This is a genomic window from Pontimonas salivibrio, assembly GCF_002950575.1.
Taxonomy (GTDB): Bacteria; Actinomycetota; Actinomycetes; order Actinomycetales; family Microbacteriaceae; genus Pontimonas; species Pontimonas salivibrio.
Genome location: NZ_CP026923.1, coordinates 489,588 through 505,263 on the forward strand (window position 1 = coordinate 489,588; position 15,676 = coordinate 505,263).

Sequence of the window (15,676 nt, forward strand, 5' to 3'; positions counted from 1 at the left end):
CCCTCGTCCTCGCCCAACCCGTCGCCGTTGCTCTGGCCCGGGGAGAAGTCGGATTGCAACGGCTCGTCTGCAGGTGACTGTGGGCGTTTCGAGGAGTGGTTCACACCCCCACGCTAAGACCCATCGGCTGAGCATGCAGCCAATGGTGGCACCCGTGCACGGTGGCCCAGGAATGGGACTACGGTAGTCCTGTGCCTCGCAGAAGTCTGATTCCCGGACTGGGGTTGATCTACAGCCTCTACACCCGCCGCCTCAAAGGTCAGGTGGACGGCAAAAACCACCCCCGCCACATTGGGCTCATTCTCGATGGCAACCGTCGTTGGGCGAAACAGCGTGCCCTCGAGTCCTCCTCCCACGGCCACCGAGCGGGTGCGGACAAGATTCACGAGTTTCTCACCTGGTGTGATGACCTTGGCGTTGAAGTGGTCACCCTCTACCTGCTGTCCACCGACAACATCACTGGCCGCGATAAGGCAGAACTTGATGCCCTGTGCGACATCATTGAATCCTTAGCCGACCAACTCTCTCGTTTCCGCAACTGGCGAGTCCAACACGTCGGTCACCGTGATGACCTCCCCGACGGCCTGCTTGGTCAACTCGATGCCGCAACAGCCAGAACAGAGAACAACTCGGGCCTCCATGTCAACCTTGCTGTGGGTTATGGCGGTCGACAAGAAATCACCCAGGCGGTACGCCGCTTGGTCGACGCCCACCACCAGCAGGGTGGTGACTTGGAAGGCCTCGCCGAAACAGTCAGTGTGGAGAGCATCGCCCAACACCTCTACACCGGGGGGCAACCAGATCTTGATTTGGTGATTCGCACCTCCGGCGAACAACGCTTAAGCGATTTCATGATTTGGCAGGCCGCCCACAGCGAGTTTTACTTCGTTGAAGCATTGGGGCCTGATTTGCGGGAGGTCGACTTTCTTCGAGCCATGCGCGACTACGGTCGTCGGGCCCGACGGTTTGGTCACTAGGAGTTCACCTTTCTGGCTGTGTGCGGCCGCGTGTCTTCTCTTGCTCTGGCGGGCTGCTGACGTAGCGTCTGTGGGTAACGCGATACCTCAGCTCCGAAGGAGACACGGTGACCCGATCCGCAACCCCTCGTTCAACTACCAGCGCCAGCACCACTCAGGCCGACACGAGGGAGCGGACGTTCGTCCTCGACACCTCAGTGCTGCTGAGTGATCCGGGAGCACTGTTTCGCTTTGCCGAGCACCACGTGGTACTCCCCGTGGTTGTTATTTCGGAGCTAGAGGGCAAACGCCACGATCCAGAAATTGGCTATTTTGCTCGCCAAGCATTGCGGTACTTGGATGATTTGCGCCAACAACATGAACGCTTGGACTTTCCGATCAGTGTGGGTGATGGCGGAACCCTGCGGGTTGAACTGAACCACTCCAACCAGTCGGTGTTGCCCAGTGGTTTGCAGTTGGGTGACAACGATTCACGGATTTTGGCTGTTGCGGTCAATCTTGCAGCCGAGGATATCCCGGTCACTGTGGTGTCTAAAGACCTCCCCATGAGGGTCAAAGCGGCGTCGGTGGGTCTCGCCGCCGAGGAATACCGTGCGGAATTGGCTGTCGATTCGGGTTGGACGGGACTGTCAGAAATCGCTTTGGGTTCCGAAGACGTTCAAGCCCTGTACGACAACGAGTCGTTGAAGACGGAGCTGGTGGAAGACCTGCCGCTCAATACCGGTGTGGTGATTTCCAGTGAACGCGGTTCGGCGTTGGGTCGAGTGACGGCACGGAAGACCATCAGTTTGGTCCACGGTGACCGCGACCTTTTTGGTCTCCATGGCCGCTCAGCAGAACAGCGGTTGGCGATTGACCTGCTGTTGGATAACAGCGTGGGAATGGTTTCGTTGGGGGGCCGCGCGGGAACCGGTAAGTCTGCCCTGGCGTTGTGTGCCGGGCTGGAAGCGGTGCTCGAGCGCAATCTGCATCGGAAAATCATGGTGTTTCGCCCCCTTTACGCCGTCGGTGGCCAAGAGCTCGGATACCTCCCCGGTGATCACGCCGAGAAGATGAACCCCTGGGCGGAAGCCACTTTTGACACGTTGGGCTCTGTGGTGTCCTCGAATGTGGTGAGTGAAGTCATGGAGCGGGGGATTCTGGAAGTGTTACCGCTTACTCACATCCGTGGTCGGTCACTCCACGACGCCTTCGTGATTGTGGATGAGGCTCAATCTTTAGAGCGAAACGTGTTGCTCACGGTGTTGAGTCGTATCGGGCAAAACTCTCGTGTGGTACTCACCCACGATGTGGCCCAGCGTGACAACTTGCGCGTGGGTCGACACGACGGTGTAGCCAGCGTGATTGAAGCGTTGAAGGGCCAGTCCCTCTTTGGCCACGTCACGCTGTCGCGCTCCGAGCGCAGCCAAATTGCCGCACTGGTCACTGACCTGCTGGAGGGCGGCCAGCACCACCAATAAACCCACCAGGAACCCGGGTGTGGATGACGCCCTGTGGGGCCGGGTGGTGAGCGTGTGGCTTAAAGTCCGGGTGTGGTCATACTCAGCACGTCTAAGGATGCGTCGAGTTGTTCTTCGCTTAGTTCACCACGCTCGACAAAGCCCAAAGCAATCACCGCTTCACGGATAGTGATCTTTTCTGCCACTGCGTGCTTGGCGACCTTGGCGGCAGCTTCATATCCGATGAAGCGATTCAGGGGGGTCACAATCGAGGGGGAGGATTCGGCTAAGGCACGTGCGCGCTCCACGTTGACTTCCAACCCGGCCACCGTTTTATCGGCAAAAGCCCGTGACGCGTTGGCGATCAGTCGGGTGGACTCCAACAGGGACGACGCCATCACGGGGATGGCGACATTGAGTTCAAAGTTTCCACTCGCTCCCGCCCAGGCGACCGTCTGGTCGTTTCCGACCACCTTTGCGCACACCATGAGGAGAGCTTCGGGGATGACGGGGTTCACTTTGCCCGGCATGATCGAACTGCCCGGTTGCAAATCGGGTAGTGCCAGCTCACCTAAACCGGTGTTGGGTCCACTGCCCATCCACCGCACATCGTTGGCAATTTTTGTCAGCGATACGGCAATGGTGCGAAGGGCGCCGGAGGCTTCGACCAAACCATCCCTCGCGCCCTGGGCTTCAAAGTGGTCCAGCGCTTCAGTCAGTGGCAGACCGGTGTGGGTTGCCAGAAGCGCAATGACGCGCTCGGAAAAGCCCACCGGGGTGTTAATCCCTGTACCGGTGGCTGTTCCTCCAAGTGGCACTTCTGCTACGCGGGGAAGGGCGGAGTGAATCCGCTCAATGCCGAGGCGCACTTGGCGGGCATACCCACTAAATTCTTGGCCAAATGTGACCGGGGTGGCATCCATCAGGTGGGTGCGCCCAGGCTTTACGACGGTGGCCCACGCTTGTGCTTTGTCCTCGAGAGCCCTGGCGAGGTGCTCCAGTGCCGGTACGACATCGTTGACCAGCGCGCTGGTGACAGCGACGTGCACGGATGTGGGAAAGACGTCGTTAGAGGATTGGGAAGCGTTGACGTGGTCGTTGGGGTGAATGCTCTCGTTCGATTCGCGACTGGCCAGCGTGGCTAACACTTCGTTCATGTTCATATTCGACGAGGTGCCACTGCCGGTTTGGTAGGTGTCGACCGGGAAGTGCTCGAGGTGGTGGCCAGAGATGACCTCATCCGCTGCGTGAATGATTGCTTGGGCGATATCTGCGCTCAGGATTCCCAATTCTTGGTTAGCTGATGCGGCAGCTTTTTTGACTTCGGCCAGCGCAATGATGTGGCCGGGCTCTAAACCGCGACCCGAGATGGGGAAGTTTTCGACAGCTCTCTGGGTTTGTGCGCGGTAGAGGGCATCTTTGGGGACGCGCACTTCGCCCATAGTGTCGTGTTCGATACGAAAGTCGTGATCATCGGAGGTCATCAGTTACCTTCCTCGGGGTGACGGGGTGTGTGCGGTCGCAGTCATTCTGTGGTCGCATTGCTCGGGCGATGGGAGGCCGAAGGCGTCCACTCGCCAGACAGCATACCGGCGGGATGTGTTCTACTCAGGGCCAGATTGCGGGGTAACCGCGCTGAATGGTCGAGGCGATGAACAACACCCCGGATTCTGTGGTTCCCGAGACCACGACGAGACCCATTGTGGTGTCCGCCGTCAGTGCGTAGGAGGCATTACCCGGGTCAGAAACACCACTGCGGTCAATGAGCGTCCAACGAATTGTGTCGGAGCCCGCCAAGGTGGTCTCGGACTGGTCACCACCTGGGCCAATGATTTCGGTGAGGGCGTCACCGCTGGGGCTGAAGACTTGGGCGATTTCGACATAGTCACCGGTGGTACTAATCAGCCCAATCGCCCACATTTGGCCGAAAGTTTCGTCAGAGATGGTGGCACGGTTTGATGACCACGTGTCATCCAGGTCGGGGACAATCAGGTCAGCGGGTGCGCTGGGTGCGGCTTGACTGGCGACTGCTTCATAGTCGATGGGTTGCGGGATGGTCTCATCTGGCCTGGCGACCACCAATACCAAAAACACGACGATGCCGAGTGAGGCACCGATGGAGGCCACCAAGTTTCGAATATTTTGTCGCTGCCGGCGAAGCCTCTTCGCTTCTTCCTTACGGGCTCTGGCTTCTTCGGGAGTTTCCTGGTTACTCATCCGCGGCTTTTCGGGCCGAATCGAGGCGCTGGCGGGCATTATCAAGCCACTGTTCACAGCGTGTGGCGAGGGCTTCGCCTCGCTCCCACAACGAAATGGATTCTTCTAGGGTCACCTGACCTTGTTCCAGGCGGCTGACAACGTCAACGAGCTCGTCTCGAGCTTGCTCGTAACTGAGGGCGGCAATATCCTCGGGAAGCTCGGGGGCGCTATCGGGAGTGGTCACGAGACCATCCTAAGAGTCCGTGTCTTAAGAGTCCGTGACTTCTGCAGCGATTTCGCCGTCCTTGACCCGGAGGCGTAACGCATCGCCGGCCTTCACCGACTGCGGCGAACTGACCAGTTCGCCGGAAGCCAATTGAACGATGGCGTAACCACGATCGAGGGTGGCTTGCGGGGAGAGCGCACGGACGCTTGCCCGCAGGGACTCCAGCCGGGAGTGTTGCAACGTCAAAAGGGTGTCCGTGACGTCCACACCTCGCTGAACTAGGCGCAGCACATCTTCGGCGTGACGATCAACCACCGTGCTGGGCGTGGCCACGACGGGTCGTTGTCTCATCATCTCAAGGCGCTCGGTTTCACCATCGATGATGCCCTGGAGGCGAAGGGTCAACCGTGAGCGTGCTTCGTTGATGCGCCGGCGCTCTTCCGCGACATCGGGAACTACCCGTTTGGCGGCATCAGTGGGGGTCGATGCCCGAACATCCGCCACATCGTCCAAAAGGGGTTTGTCTGCTTCGTGCCCAATGGCACTAATCACCGGGATATCGAGTGCTGCCACTCGGCGTAACAGGCGCTCATCGCTAAAGGGAAGGAGGTGTTGGAAATCACCGCCGCCTCGGGCGATCACAATGACGTCAACTCCGCTGGCCTCGAGGCGATCTAAGGCGGCAATAATTTCTGGCACCGCGCGATCGCCTTGAACACTGGCGTGTTCGACCTGAAATTGCACCTCAGGCCAACGGGCGGTGGCGTTGTGTAACACGTCTTTTTCGGCGTCTGAATCTTTTGCGGTGACCAAACCCACACTCTGTGGCAAAAACGGTGGCACTTTTTTGCGCTCCGGGTCGAACAGGCCCTCCGCGGTGAGTGCGACACGGAGAGCTTCAATCTTGGCCAGTAGTTCACCAAGCCCCGCAAGGCGCAAATCCAAAACATTCATGGACAGTTTGCCGCCGCGGACATACCAGTTGGGCTTGACCTTCAGTAGAACACGGTCGCCTTGGCCGACCCCTTCGGGGATGCGCTCCCTGGTGGTGCGCCAAATGGTGATGTCGACGGTGACGTCTTCTTCCGGGTCTTTGACCCGCCCATAGACGTGACCACCGGAGCTACCCCACTGGGTAATTTCTGCTTCAATCCACACCGAACCGAGCCGGTTGATGTAGACCTCGAGGGATTCAGAAAGGCGTTGCAGGCTCCACGGAGACTCCGGTGACGAATCGTTTCCCGCTGTGCTGCTCACTGCTCCAGGCTAAGCCACTGGGGTGAGATTTTTCAGCCTCATGGTCCCTGCCCTAGCTACACTGGGCGGGTGACTATTTCCAACGGATCTGCGACCCTGCTCGAGCAACCCGTTATTCCGGCGCGGCGAGAAAAGCTTCAAGATCTCCCCGTGTCGGGGACAAAACGGATCCTGCTTGCAGCCCCTCGCGGGTATTGCGCGGGTGTTGACCGCGCGGTCATTGCCGTCGAAAAAGCCCTCGAGCGCTACGGCGCCCCGGTGTACGTGCGCAAGCAAATCGTCCACAACATTCACGTGGTCCGCGAACTTGAAGCGCGTGGCGTGGTCTTTGTTGATGAGGTGGAAGAAGTACCCGAAGGCTCCACCATTGTCTTTAGTGCCCACGGTGTCTCACCGATGGTGGTGGAAGAGGCGAAACAGCGTGACCTTCACGCCATTGACGCGACCTGTCCTCTGGTGACAAAGGTGCACCGCGAAGCGGTGCGCTTCTCGGGTCAAGATTTTTACATTGTGTTGATCGGCCACGACGGTCACGAAGAAGTCGAAGGCACAATGGGTCACGCTCCCGAGAACACCACCCTGGTCAATGACCCGGATGAGGCAGACCGGATTGAGATTCCGGAAACGGAGAACCTCATTTGGTTGTCACAGACCACGTTGAGTGTCGATGAAACGATGGAAACCGTGCGGCGGCTGCGTGCACGCTTCCCACACCTGCAGGATCCCCCCAGCGACGACATTTGCTACGCCACCCAAAACCGGCAGGTGGCGATTAAGAAAATTGCCGAAGAGTGCGATTTGGTCATCGTGGTGGGATCGGAAAACTCATCCAACAGTGTGCGCCTGGTGGAAGTGGCCCTGGAGTATGGTGCCCGCGCGTCTTACCGGGTCGACTACGCCAGCGAAATCAAACAGGAATGGTTGGAAGGGGTGAACACCATTGGTGTCACCTCAGGGGCTTCCGTTCCTGAAGTTCTTGTTGATCAGGCCTTAGAGGATTTGGCCGATGCGGGTTATCGCGATGTGGAAGAAATTCGTACTGCTGAAGAGGACCTGCAGTTTTCACTTCCGAAAGAACTGCGCAAAGACGCTCAAGGAAAAACCGATGAGCGCGCTCTGGGTGGTCGCACCCGCTAAGAACTCACAGTGCGCCTTTGGCGCACTGACGCGTTTAGTGGGTCGTTCTATTTGAGGGCGTTGCCGGCAGAACCCAGCTGCTGGGCGGCGGAGACCACTCGAGCTGCCATGGCGGTTTCCGCATCCTTACCCCATGAGCGCGGGTCGTAGACCTTCTTGTTTCCCACTTCACCGTCGACACGGAGCACCTGGTCGTATTTGGTGAGCATGGTGTGTGCGATGTTGCGGGTAAACGCATACTGGGTGTCCGTGTCGACGTTCATTTTGATGACACCGTGTGAAACGGCTGCGGCGATTTCTTCTTCGGTTGAGCCAGACCCGCCGTGGAAGACCAGGTCCATCGGTTTTGCTCCGGTGGAGAATTTGGCGGCCAAACCTTCTTGAATTTCGGCTAAGAGTTCGGGCTTCAGTGTGACGTTTCCTGGCTTATAGACACCGTGAACGTTTCCGAAGGTCAACGCGGTGAGGTAACGACCCTTTTCGCCGAGGCCGAGCGCTTCGACCGTTGCGATGGCGTCTTCGAGGGTGGTGTACAGCTTGTCGTTGATTTCGTGGCTGACACCGTCTTCTTCTCCACCGACGACACCAATTTCCACTTCAAGGATTTGCCCGATTGCGCTGGTGCGCTCGAGCAATTCCTGGGCGATCTGAAGGTTTTCCGCCAACGGCACGGCTGATCCGTCCCACATGTGGGACTGGAACAGGGGGGCCCGGCCGGCTTTTACTTCAGCTTCGGAGTAACTAATCAGCGGGCGAACAAACCCGTCGAGGGCGTCTTTGGGGCAGTGGTCGGTGTGGACGGCGACGTGGATGGGGTAATTCTTTGCCACTTCGGTGACGTATTGGGCAAAAGCAATAGCGCCGGAGACTCGGGCTTTGATGGTGTGACCGGAGAAGTAGTCAGCACCACCGGTTGAGACCTGGATGATGCCGTCCGATTCGGCTTCGGCGAAGCCCTGGAGGGTGGCGTTGATGGTTTGGGAAGAGCTGACGTTGATGGCGGGGAGTGCGAATCCGCGGTCTTTCGCCTGGTCGATGATGTGGGCGTACTGTTCGGTGCTGACAACCGGCATGAGTTTCTCCTACGGGTAGCGATGACGTCGACACCAGCCTATCGCCCCGCCTGCAGGCGTTGAAGGGTCCCCGACCTTGTCGCCGGTGAGGACAAACGGGCGCCTGACTAGACTGGAGAAACTTGGCCTGAAGGGGTGGACATGATTAACGAAGAACCCGGCGAATTGTTTAGTCACCCCGATCGAAACTTGGCGATGGAGCTGGTTCGGGCGACGGAGGCTGCCGCCATTCGTGCGACTCCCTGGATTGGCCGGGGCGATAAGAACGCGGCTGACAAAGCCGCCGTGGACGCGATGCGTAAATTCCTCTCCACCGTGAACTTTCAGGGGTTGGTGGTCATCGGGGAGGGTGAAAAAGATGATGCGCCGATGCTGTTCAACGGTGAACTGGTGGGGACCGGCCAGGGCCCCCAGGTCGATATTGCGGTTGACCCAATCGATGGCACGTCGTTGACCGCTGCCGGGCGAAGCCACGCCATTTCGATGATTGCCGTGGCAGAGCGCGGCAGCATGCTCGATGCGTCCAGCGTGTTTTATATGGAAAAAATGGTGGCCTCGGAAGAGGGCATCGGGGTGTTGGATATTGACCGGCCCTTGGCTGAAAACATTGCCGCGTTAGCTCGGGCAAAGGGTAAGCCCATCGATGAGATTCGCGTCGCGGTGCTGGACCGGCCCCGCCACGAGGATTTGATCCAGCAGATTCGAGACGCCGGTGCCGGAACACGGCTCATTTTCGATGGTGACGTGGCGGCAGGAATTAATGCTGCCCGGCACGACAGTCGCATTGATATGGCAGTCGGGGTGGGGGGAAGCCCTGAGGGTGTCGCCACGGCCTGCGCCATTAAAGCCCTAGGGGGTTTCATGCAGGGTCGACTGGCCCCACAGACTGACGATGAGCGCCAGCGCGGGAAAGACGCCGGTCTCCAGTTTGATCACGTCTACGGTTTGGACGATTTGGTGCGCAGCGACAACACGTTCTTCGTGGCAACCGGTGTGACCGACGGTGAGCTGGTTCGAGGAGTGCGCCGCCAGGGTGGCCTGATTTCTACGGAAAGTATTGCCCTTCGCTCACGCTCGGGCACAATGCGCCGGGTGAGCGCTGACCACCAAGCCGCCAAGTGGTTAGACGAGTAGCCAGACACCGTCCTGTGCGCCCCGCTAGAGAGCGGCAACCCGGCTAATTCTTTGTCAGCTCCGCTGGGTCATCGTTGTCACCATCACCATCACCATCACCATCACCATCGCCATCGCCAGAAGCATCACTGTCGAGGGCGGAGGTGAGTTCGCTGGCGCTCATATCTCGCACTGGTTCGTCGATCCCGGGCATGTGTTCTGGCATACCGTCGCTGTCGCCCAGCACACTCAGTTTTCTCGCACTGGGAATCACGCGGGATTCGAGGGTTCCGACGAAGGAGTTGTAGTCCTTGACGGCTCCTCGAATGGAGCGACCCAGTTTGTCGATTCGCTCGGCCATGGTGCCAAGGCGCTGGTGGAGTTCTCGGCCCACTTCGAAGAGTGTTTTGGCGTCTTGGGTGAGGGCGTCTTGTTGCCAGGCGAAGGCGACAGTTTTCATCACCGACCACACCGACACGGGCGATGCGAGGGCGACCCGTTTGCTAAACGCCCACTCCATCAAATCGGGGTCTTCTTCGAGCGCGGCTGAGAGAAGGGCTTCTGTGGGGATAAAGCAGATGACAAATTCGGGGGAGTTGGTGAGGTTGTTCCAGTACGACTTTTTACTGAGGCTTTCCACGTGGGATCGCACGGCTTTGACGTGGTCCTCTAAGAGTGCTGTGCGTCGACGCAGTTCATCACCACTTGCTGAGGGTGGGATCTCTTGGGCATCCCAGTAGGCCGAAAAAGGCACTTTTGAATCGATGGCGATGTATTTGTCCCCCGGAAGTCGAAGTGTCATATCCGGTTTGCCGAGACCATCGCCTTCGACCTGTTTTTGTTCGACAAAGTCGAGCTTGTTCAACAGCCCCGCACTTTCGGCGATACGGCGCAGTTGCACCTCGCCCCAACGTCCTCGGGTTTGCCCACCGCGGAGTGCCGACTCTAGTGATTCGGTCGTTCGGCGGAGCTGCTCATCGTTGTGAACGACTTGGCGTAGCTGTTCGGAAAGCGTCGAGGCTTGTTCGCTTCTTACGCGCTCCATTTCGGTGACGGCCCGGTCCACTTTGGTCAGTTGATCGCGAAGCGGCTCCAGCATGTGGATCAGTTTCTGATCTTCAGTGTTTTTCTCCCGCAGCTGGTCGTACTGGTGTTGGAGAAGTTCAAGTTGGGCCACAAGGGCCTGGGAGCGCTCTTGTTCTGATTGGAGTTGTGACTGAAGAGTCGCAAACTGGTTACGGCGAAAAAATACGGCCACGCCCAGTCCGAGCCCGACGCCGACCAGGAGCGCCACGATGATCAATAAGCCAAGAAAATCCATAGCCTCAGTCTCTCACCCACGACTGACGCCACTGGGGGTTTGTGGCCTTGGGCCCGGTGTGCTCCAGTAGGCTCGGGGGTTGTGGCTCTCACAATCGGAATCGTCGGTTTGCCCAATGTCGGCAAATCCACGCTATTTAATGCCCTGACAAAGAACACCGTTCTCGCGGCGAACTACCCGTTCGCCACGATTGAACCCAACATTGGTGTGGTGAACCTGCCCGATAGCCGGCTCGACACTCTCGCGAAAATGCACAACAGCGAAAAGGTTGTTCCGGCGACGGTGTCGTTTGTGGACATCGCGGGAATTGTGAAAGGCGCCAGCGAAGGCGAAGGGCTCGGCAATCAGTTTTTAGCCCATATCCGCGAAGCCGACGCGATTGCCCAAGTAGTCCGAGTGTTCTCCGATCCGGATGTCGTCCACGTCGATGGTGGGGTCAACCCCGCATCGGATTTAGAAACCATCAACACCGAACTGATTTTGGCCGACCTGCAAACCTTGGAGCGCGCCATTGTGCGCCTAGAAAAGGAAGTCAAAGGTAAGCGCGCCGAACCGGCCACGCTGGAGGCGGCGCTCGCCGCCAAAGAGGTTCTTGATCGCGGTGAGACACTCTTTCAGGCGGGTGTGGATGTGAGCCCCATCAAAGAATTGGGCCTTCTCACGGCAAAACCCTTCCTCTATGTATTTAACGTCGACGAGGATGTTTTGGCCAGTGACACCAAGATGGCTGAACTGCGCGAAATGGTTGCACCGGTCAAAGCGGTCTTCTTAGACGCGAAGGTGGAAAGTGAACTGATGGACTTGAGTGCGGAAGAGGCCGGGGAACTTCTCGCCTCGCTCGGTCAAGACGAGAGCGGGTTGGATCAGCTCGCCCGAGTGGGCTTTGACACCCTCGGTCTCCACACCTACCTCACCGCAGGCCCTAAAGAATCCCGTGCCTGGACAATCCCGAAAGGGGCAAAAGCCCCCCAAGCAGCCGGTGTGATCCACACCGACTTCGAAAAGGGCTTCATCAAAGCGGAAGTCACAAGCTTTGATGACCTGGTGGCAGCGGGGTCGCTCCAGGAAGCTAGAGCCCAAGGTAAAGCCCGCATTGAGGGCAAGGACTATGTAATGCACGATGGCGATGTCGTGGAGTTTCGTTTCTCGAGTTAGCCACCAAGCGGCCTTGTTGTACAACTTGATCATCTTGTATTCTGGGCGCCATGGCATCGGTAACGCTTTCGGAGTTTCGTGGTCGCCAAAGTGATTACATCGCGACAGCCCAGCGCGAACCGGTAGAAATTACCTCTCGAGGTGCACGGGTCCGAGCTGTTGTGGTCTCTCCGGAGTTCTATCGTCGCGCCCTAGAGGCGATGGAAGACCAAGCTGATGTTGAGACCGCGGCGCGCGCCCGGCAAGAGCGGGGCAGCGTCTCTCATGACCAGCTGGTTGAGCAGCTCGGCGGGTAAGAGCCTCGGGCAGCGACGGACCGGGCGAGTGCAGCCTTCGGATAAATCAGCAGGGGGGAGTGTGTTTCGTGTGGAGGCATGGAGGGGTTGACAATGGCGAACGTGTCGACTGTCACCGAAGCTGACGTGGAGGGCCTGTGGGACGCTGTGCATCCGGGAGAAGTGCTGTGGGAGGAGTTTCTCCAGGAATGGGGTGTCTCCCAGCGCAAGCTCGCGCTCGCGATTGGTGTTGCGCCCCAGCGGATTAGTGAGATTGTGCACGGCAAGCGCCGAATCAGAGCTGACACTGCGCTGCGCTTAGCCCAATTCTTTGGCACCACGGCGGGGTTCTGGCTTAACCTGCAGACGATGTACGACCTAGAGCGAGAAGCAGAGGTTTTGGGGGATTTGCTGGAGGCCATCACGCCCCTGGATCGTGCCTAGCTCGCGATGCGCATGATCGACGCCGAGGTCATCCTCTCTAAGTGACACTTACGACCTTCTTAAGTGTCACTTATGTCATCAAGTGACACTTAAGTGTAGGCTTAGTGTCGGAAGATAAAGGTGGCACATGAGCGACAACCCTCACAACAACTGGCCCGCGGTCACGAAGGTGGCCCAACCCTGGGTGACCAACCCAGATCAGCGGAGTGCCTCGGGCAATCGTCCGAATCTTGCTGATCGGATGCTGAAGGAAGTGACGGTGGAGACCCCGGGCCTTATCGCTGACAAGACTCTTAATCTTCCCGCCGGACTCGATGACGTTGTTGAGCGCGCGGTTGCATCAATCGCTCGTGTCGAAGCACGTTCAGAACACCTTGGAGGCCTTGAACTCCTCTTGGTGCGCTCAGAAGCGGTGGCGTCATCAAAGATCGAGCGAGTGTACTCGAGCATGGATGACCTTGCCCGCGCATCGATTGGCGCCGGCGCCACCGCCAGCGCGCGGGCCACAATAGCGGCAAGTCAGGCGCTCAGTGCTCTTGCGAGCTCGTGGGCTGATGGGGACCTCACCCATGAGGGGATTCTCGGGGCGCACGAGCAACTCATGGCGGGTGACCTCCTGGAAGGTGAGTACGCCGGCCGGTACCGACCGATGCAGAACTGGATCGGCGGGTCCGACTCATCGCCTCGTGGTGCGGTGCACGTGCCACCTCCGAGTGAGCATGTGCGCCCACTCATGGACGATGTGCTGGAGTTCGCCCGCCGCACCGACATGTCAGCGATCACGCAAGCGGCGCTGGTCCACGGACAATTCGAGGCTATCCACCCCTTCACCGATGGCAACGGGCGTATCGGGCGGGCCTTGATTGGTGCGATGTTTCGTCGCCGCGGATTAACCGCGACTGCCACCGTGCCTGTCGCTGCCGCAATGCTCGCTGACGTCGAGAGCTACTTCACTCATTTGGCCAGTTACCGGGCAGGTAACCCGGTTGCTTTGGTGGAGTACGTCGCTCACTGCGCCATTGCTGCGGCGGATGCGGCGCTCGAATCGGCTGACCGACTGGCGATGCTCCCCACCCAGTGGCAGGAGCGGGTCACCGCCCGGCGGGGGTCGACAACCCATGCGCTCCTCGCTGCGTTGCTGCACGCTCCCGTGCTTGACATCACTCGCGCCGAGGCTGCCACGGGGTCGTCGCGTCGTCGCACCTATGAGGCCATCGAAAACCTGAGCGCGGCCGGCATTCTGGAGGAGCTCACGGGCTCCCCGCGTTGGCGGGTATGGGTCGCGACAGACGTGATGGCTGAACTGAGCGAACTGGAGGAGCGCATCGGGCGGCGTGTTGCGCCTTCGACTCGTTGGCTCTAAGCCAGCGGGAGTGTCTTAGGCCCGGACGGGACTTTCGGGGGCTGTGGCCTGGACCCGGGGGGTGTGTGGCCGCAGCTTCCAACGGCCCCAGGCGATAAAGAGCATGATCACAGCGATCGTGATGTTCAACGGACCGGTCTGCGCGAAGCTCTCGTGCTGCACGTGCCAGATCATTGCCGCACCCATGACGCCGGCAAGGCCCAGTGCGGCGAGGGGTACTAAGAACACTGCGCGCTTCAACAGCGCGGGTAGGAGCAGTCCGAGGCCACCCAAGATTTCTAGCGTGCCGGAGATCGCGTGGAGTTCGGGGCTTAGTTCATACATCCACGACATTGGCGCGGGCAGTCCCGACGGGACGATGAAGTGCACGGCTCCGATGGCGAGCCAGTAGATTCCAAAAAGCCACTGCATGGCCCACAAGACAATATTCACGTCATTACTCCTCGTTGTGTGTTACTTCGTATCGGGCCTCGGGGAGGGATGTCCCCAAGGCTTCGTGCACCGCAAAAGGCAACCGGGTGGATGACCTGCCAGTGGCGGGTTACGTGGACCCTCGGGTTATTTCAGTAGGTTGACGGGCTTTAGTGACGCCATAAATTCGGAGCGGTCTTTGGGCTTTTCCAGCATCAGACCGGCGGGGCAGTAGTTCATCACCCCGGTCGTGATCATCATGGTGCCGGGGATGGCCAGTAACCACGCCCAGCCGCCATCGATGATGGCGATCGCCCACAGGGCGACACCGCCGACGATGCGGGCACCTCGGCCCCACGGGCCAGACATGAACGAAATCATCGCGAGGGTGTTCTTATCTTTCTTCATGACCCTAAAGATACCCCCAGGGGTATCTTTAGGCAAGGTGTGTAGAGAAGATTCACAGCCAATTTTCCGACACCCCCTGGTCTGGACCAGGACCACGTGATTGTCTGGAGCCATGCCCACATTGCCCATGTTCCCCCTTGGCACCGTCTTGCTCCCTGCGATGCCCTTTGCGCTTCGGGTGTTTGAGCCGCGTTACCTCAAAATGGTGGGCGAACTGCTCGAAACCGACTACCCCGAATTCGGCATTGTGCTGATCGAACGCGGAGCGGAAGTCGGCGGCGGTGAACAACGCTTCGGCGTGGGCACTGTCGCGCGCATTACCGAAATTGAAGCCCCCGAAGGCCACCTGGTCGTCACCGGTCACGGCACCAGGCGCTTCGAAGTGACCCGCTGGTTGGACGACGACCCCTTCCCGAGGGCTGAAGTCGAATTCTTGGACGGCCTGGATGAACCCATCGGATTGGCACTGCGGCTCGACCCTCTCGAACAAGAAGTGCGCGACACTCTCGCCCTCGCCCACGACTACGACCTCGGCGAATGGCCAGTAGATACTCCCGTGGCTGACGAGCCCGTCTCCAGGCTCTGGCAACTCGCCGGCATCGCACCGCTGAGCACCATCGACCAGTTCGTCCTCTTGCGCTCAGAAAACACCGAAGAGCTGTTCACCCGGGTCATGGAAATGACCCGGGAAACCCGCCAAGGCCTCAGCCACCCAGAAGCCCAGGGCCAATCAGAGGACCAGGGCCAACCGGAAGACCAGGGCACTCTAAGAGATGACGCCTCAGGTGAGGGTGACCCGCAATCAGGCAACGAACAATCAGGAGACGAGCCGGGTCAATCGCCTTCCGGAGATTCTTCCTAGGGGTTTCCCTGGCGAC

At 59.1% G+C, this 15,676-nt stretch carries 17 protein-coding genes; 9 read left to right on the forward strand and 8 right to left on the reverse strand.

Features of this window, described 5'->3' with window-relative positions:
* Nucleotides 1-191: 191 nt before the first annotated feature.
* Nucleotides 192-977, forward strand: a complete 786-nt coding sequence (locus C3B54_RS02640) for an isoprenyl transferase (protein WP_104914221.1) — start codon at nt 192-194, stop codon at nt 975-977.
* A gap of 107 nt (nt 978-1,084) precedes the next feature.
* Complete coding sequence (gene phoH2, locus C3B54_RS02645) at nt 1,085-2,437, forward strand: RNA 5'-3' helicase PhoH2 (protein WP_104913121.1); 1,353 nt, start codon at nt 1,085-1,087, stop codon at nt 2,435-2,437.
* Nucleotides 2,438-2,496: 59 nt separating this feature from the next.
* Here the strand turns inward: phoH2 and C3B54_RS02650 are convergent, their stop codons facing one another.
* The 4 genes from C3B54_RS02650 to xseA all read right to left on the reverse strand — a co-directional run bounded on the left by C3B54_RS02650 (nt 2,497) and on the right by xseA (nt 6,098).
* On the reverse strand, nt 2,497-3,900 hold the full coding sequence (locus tag C3B54_RS02650; protein WP_104913122.1) for a class II fumarate hydratase: 1,404 nt from the start codon (nt 3,898-3,900) through the stop codon (nt 2,497-2,499).
* Nucleotides 3,901-4,024: 124 nt separating this feature from the next.
* On the reverse strand, nt 4,025-4,633 hold the full coding sequence (locus C3B54_RS02655) for a DUF4245 family protein (protein WP_158665483.1): 609 nt from the start codon (nt 4,631-4,633) through the stop codon (nt 4,025-4,027).
* Entirely contained in the window at nt 4,626-4,859 is a 234-nt protein-coding gene (locus C3B54_RS02660; protein ID WP_104913124.1) for an exodeoxyribonuclease VII small subunit, read from the reverse strand. Before C3B54_RS02660 ends, C3B54_RS02655 begins: the two co-directional genes overlap by 8 nt.
* Before the next feature lie 24 nt (nt 4,860-4,883).
* On the reverse strand, nt 4,884-6,098 hold the full coding sequence (gene xseA, locus C3B54_RS02665; protein WP_104913125.1) for an exodeoxyribonuclease VII large subunit: 1,215 nt from the start codon (nt 6,096-6,098) through the stop codon (nt 4,884-4,886).
* A 75-nt stretch (nt 6,099-6,173) separates the two neighbouring features.
* Here xseA and C3B54_RS02670 point away from each other — a divergent pair, with 75 nt between their 5' ends.
* Complete coding sequence (locus C3B54_RS02670) at nt 6,174-7,235, forward strand: 4-hydroxy-3-methylbut-2-enyl diphosphate reductase (RefSeq protein ID WP_245868033.1); 1,062 nt, start codon at nt 6,174-6,176, stop codon at nt 7,233-7,235.
* A 47-nt stretch (nt 7,236-7,282) separates the two neighbouring features.
* On the opposite strand, the gene fbaA is transcribed toward C3B54_RS02670, so the two are convergent.
* Nucleotides 7,283-8,308 carry a class II fructose-bisphosphate aldolase gene (gene fbaA / locus C3B54_RS02675; RefSeq protein WP_104913126.1) on the reverse strand — a complete coding sequence of 342 codons (1,026 nt, stop codon included), beginning with the start codon at nt 8,306-8,308 and terminating at the stop codon, nt 7,283-7,285.
* 141 nt (nt 8,309-8,449) lie between these two features.
* Here fbaA and glpX point away from each other — a divergent pair, with 141 nt between their 5' ends.
* A complete protein-coding gene (gene glpX / locus C3B54_RS02680) occupies nt 8,450-9,442 on the forward strand; it encodes a class II fructose-bisphosphatase (RefSeq protein ID WP_104914223.1) in 993 nt (330 codons plus the stop codon).
* Nucleotides 9,443-9,485: 43 nt separating this feature from the next.
* On the opposite strand, the gene C3B54_RS02685 is transcribed toward glpX, so the two are convergent.
* Nucleotides 9,486-10,742, reverse strand: a complete 1,257-nt coding sequence (locus C3B54_RS02685) for a DNA recombination protein RmuC (RefSeq protein WP_104913127.1) — start codon at nt 10,740-10,742, stop codon at nt 9,486-9,488.
* A gap of 81 nt (nt 10,743-10,823) precedes the next feature.
* On the opposite strand from C3B54_RS02685, the gene ychF reads away from it, so the two are divergent.
* From ychF to C3B54_RS02705, 4 genes are all read left to right on the forward strand, one after another.
* Nucleotides 10,824-11,897 (forward strand): redox-regulated ATPase YchF, encoded by a 1,074-nt coding sequence (gene ychF, locus C3B54_RS02690; RefSeq protein WP_104913128.1) that lies wholly within the window; start codon nt 10,824-10,826, stop codon nt 11,895-11,897.
* A gap of 50 nt (nt 11,898-11,947) precedes the next feature.
* A complete protein-coding gene (locus C3B54_RS02695) occupies nt 11,948-12,193 on the forward strand; it encodes a type II toxin-antitoxin system Phd/YefM family antitoxin (RefSeq protein WP_104913129.1) in 246 nt (81 codons plus the stop codon).
* A 93-nt stretch (nt 12,194-12,286) separates the two neighbouring features.
* Complete coding sequence (locus tag C3B54_RS02700) at nt 12,287-12,616, forward strand: HigA family addiction module antitoxin (RefSeq protein ID WP_211286317.1); 330 nt, start codon at nt 12,287-12,289, stop codon at nt 12,614-12,616.
* A gap of 127 nt (nt 12,617-12,743) precedes the next feature.
* The gene (locus tag C3B54_RS02705; RefSeq protein ID WP_104913131.1) at nt 12,744-13,979 is read left to right on the forward strand and encodes a Fic family protein; all 1,236 of its coding nucleotides are present in this window, start codon (nt 12,744-12,746) and stop codon (nt 13,977-13,979) included.
* A 15-nt stretch (nt 13,980-13,994) separates the two neighbouring features.
* Here the strand turns inward: C3B54_RS02705 and C3B54_RS02710 are convergent, their stop codons facing one another.
* Both C3B54_RS02710 and C3B54_RS02715 read right to left on the reverse strand, forming a co-directional pair.
* Complete coding sequence (locus C3B54_RS02710; RefSeq protein ID WP_104913132.1) at nt 13,995-14,411, reverse strand: DoxX family protein; 417 nt, start codon at nt 14,409-14,411, stop codon at nt 13,995-13,997.
* A 126-nt stretch (nt 14,412-14,537) separates the two neighbouring features.
* On the reverse strand, nt 14,538-14,798 hold the full coding sequence (locus C3B54_RS02715; RefSeq protein ID WP_158665484.1) for a YgaP family membrane protein: 261 nt from the start codon (nt 14,796-14,798) through the stop codon (nt 14,538-14,540).
* 112 nt (nt 14,799-14,910) lie between these two features.
* Here C3B54_RS02715 and C3B54_RS02720 point away from each other — a divergent pair, with 112 nt between their 5' ends.
* The gene (locus C3B54_RS02720; RefSeq protein ID WP_104913133.1) at nt 14,911-15,660 is read left to right on the forward strand and encodes an LON peptidase substrate-binding domain-containing protein; all 750 of its coding nucleotides are present in this window, start codon (nt 14,911-14,913) and stop codon (nt 15,658-15,660) included.
* Nucleotides 15,661-15,676: the final 16 nt, after the last annotated feature.

What these genes read in the sequence shown, in the direction of transcription:
- C3B54_RS02650 (WP_104913122.1), bottom strand. Translation starts at nt 3,900, where the DNA reads ATGACCTCCGATGATCACGACTTTCGTATCGAACACGACACTATGGGC.
- C3B54_RS02655 (WP_158665483.1), bottom strand. Translation starts at nt 4,633, where the DNA reads ATGAGTAACCAGGAAACTCCCGAAGAAGCCAGAGCCCGTAAGGAAGAA.
- fbaA (WP_104913126.1), bottom strand. Translation starts at nt 8,308, where the DNA reads ATGCCGGTTGTCAGCACCGAACAGTACGCCCACATCATCGACCAGGCG.
- glpX (WP_104914223.1), top strand. Translation starts at nt 8,450, where the DNA reads ATGATTAACGAAGAACCCGGCGAATTGTTTAGTCACCCCGATCGAAAC.
- C3B54_RS02685 (WP_104913127.1), bottom strand. Translation starts at nt 10,742, where the DNA reads ATGGATTTTCTTGGCTTATTGATCATCGTGGCGCTCCTGGTCGGCGTC.
- C3B54_RS02695 (WP_104913129.1), top strand. Translation starts at nt 11,948, where the DNA reads ATGGCATCGGTAACGCTTTCGGAGTTTCGTGGTCGCCAAAGTGATTAC.
- C3B54_RS02700 (WP_211286317.1), top strand. Translation starts at nt 12,287, where the DNA reads ATGGCGAACGTGTCGACTGTCACCGAAGCTGACGTGGAGGGCCTGTGG.
- C3B54_RS02705 (WP_104913131.1), top strand. Translation starts at nt 12,744, where the DNA reads ATGAGCGACAACCCTCACAACAACTGGCCCGCGGTCACGAAGGTGGCC.
- C3B54_RS02715 (WP_158665484.1), bottom strand. Translation starts at nt 14,798, where the DNA reads ATGAAGAAAGATAAGAACACCCTCGCGATGATTTCGTTCATGTCTGGC.
- C3B54_RS02720 (WP_104913133.1), top strand. Translation starts at nt 14,911, where the DNA reads ATGCCCACATTGCCCATGTTCCCCCTTGGCACCGTCTTGCTCCCTGCG.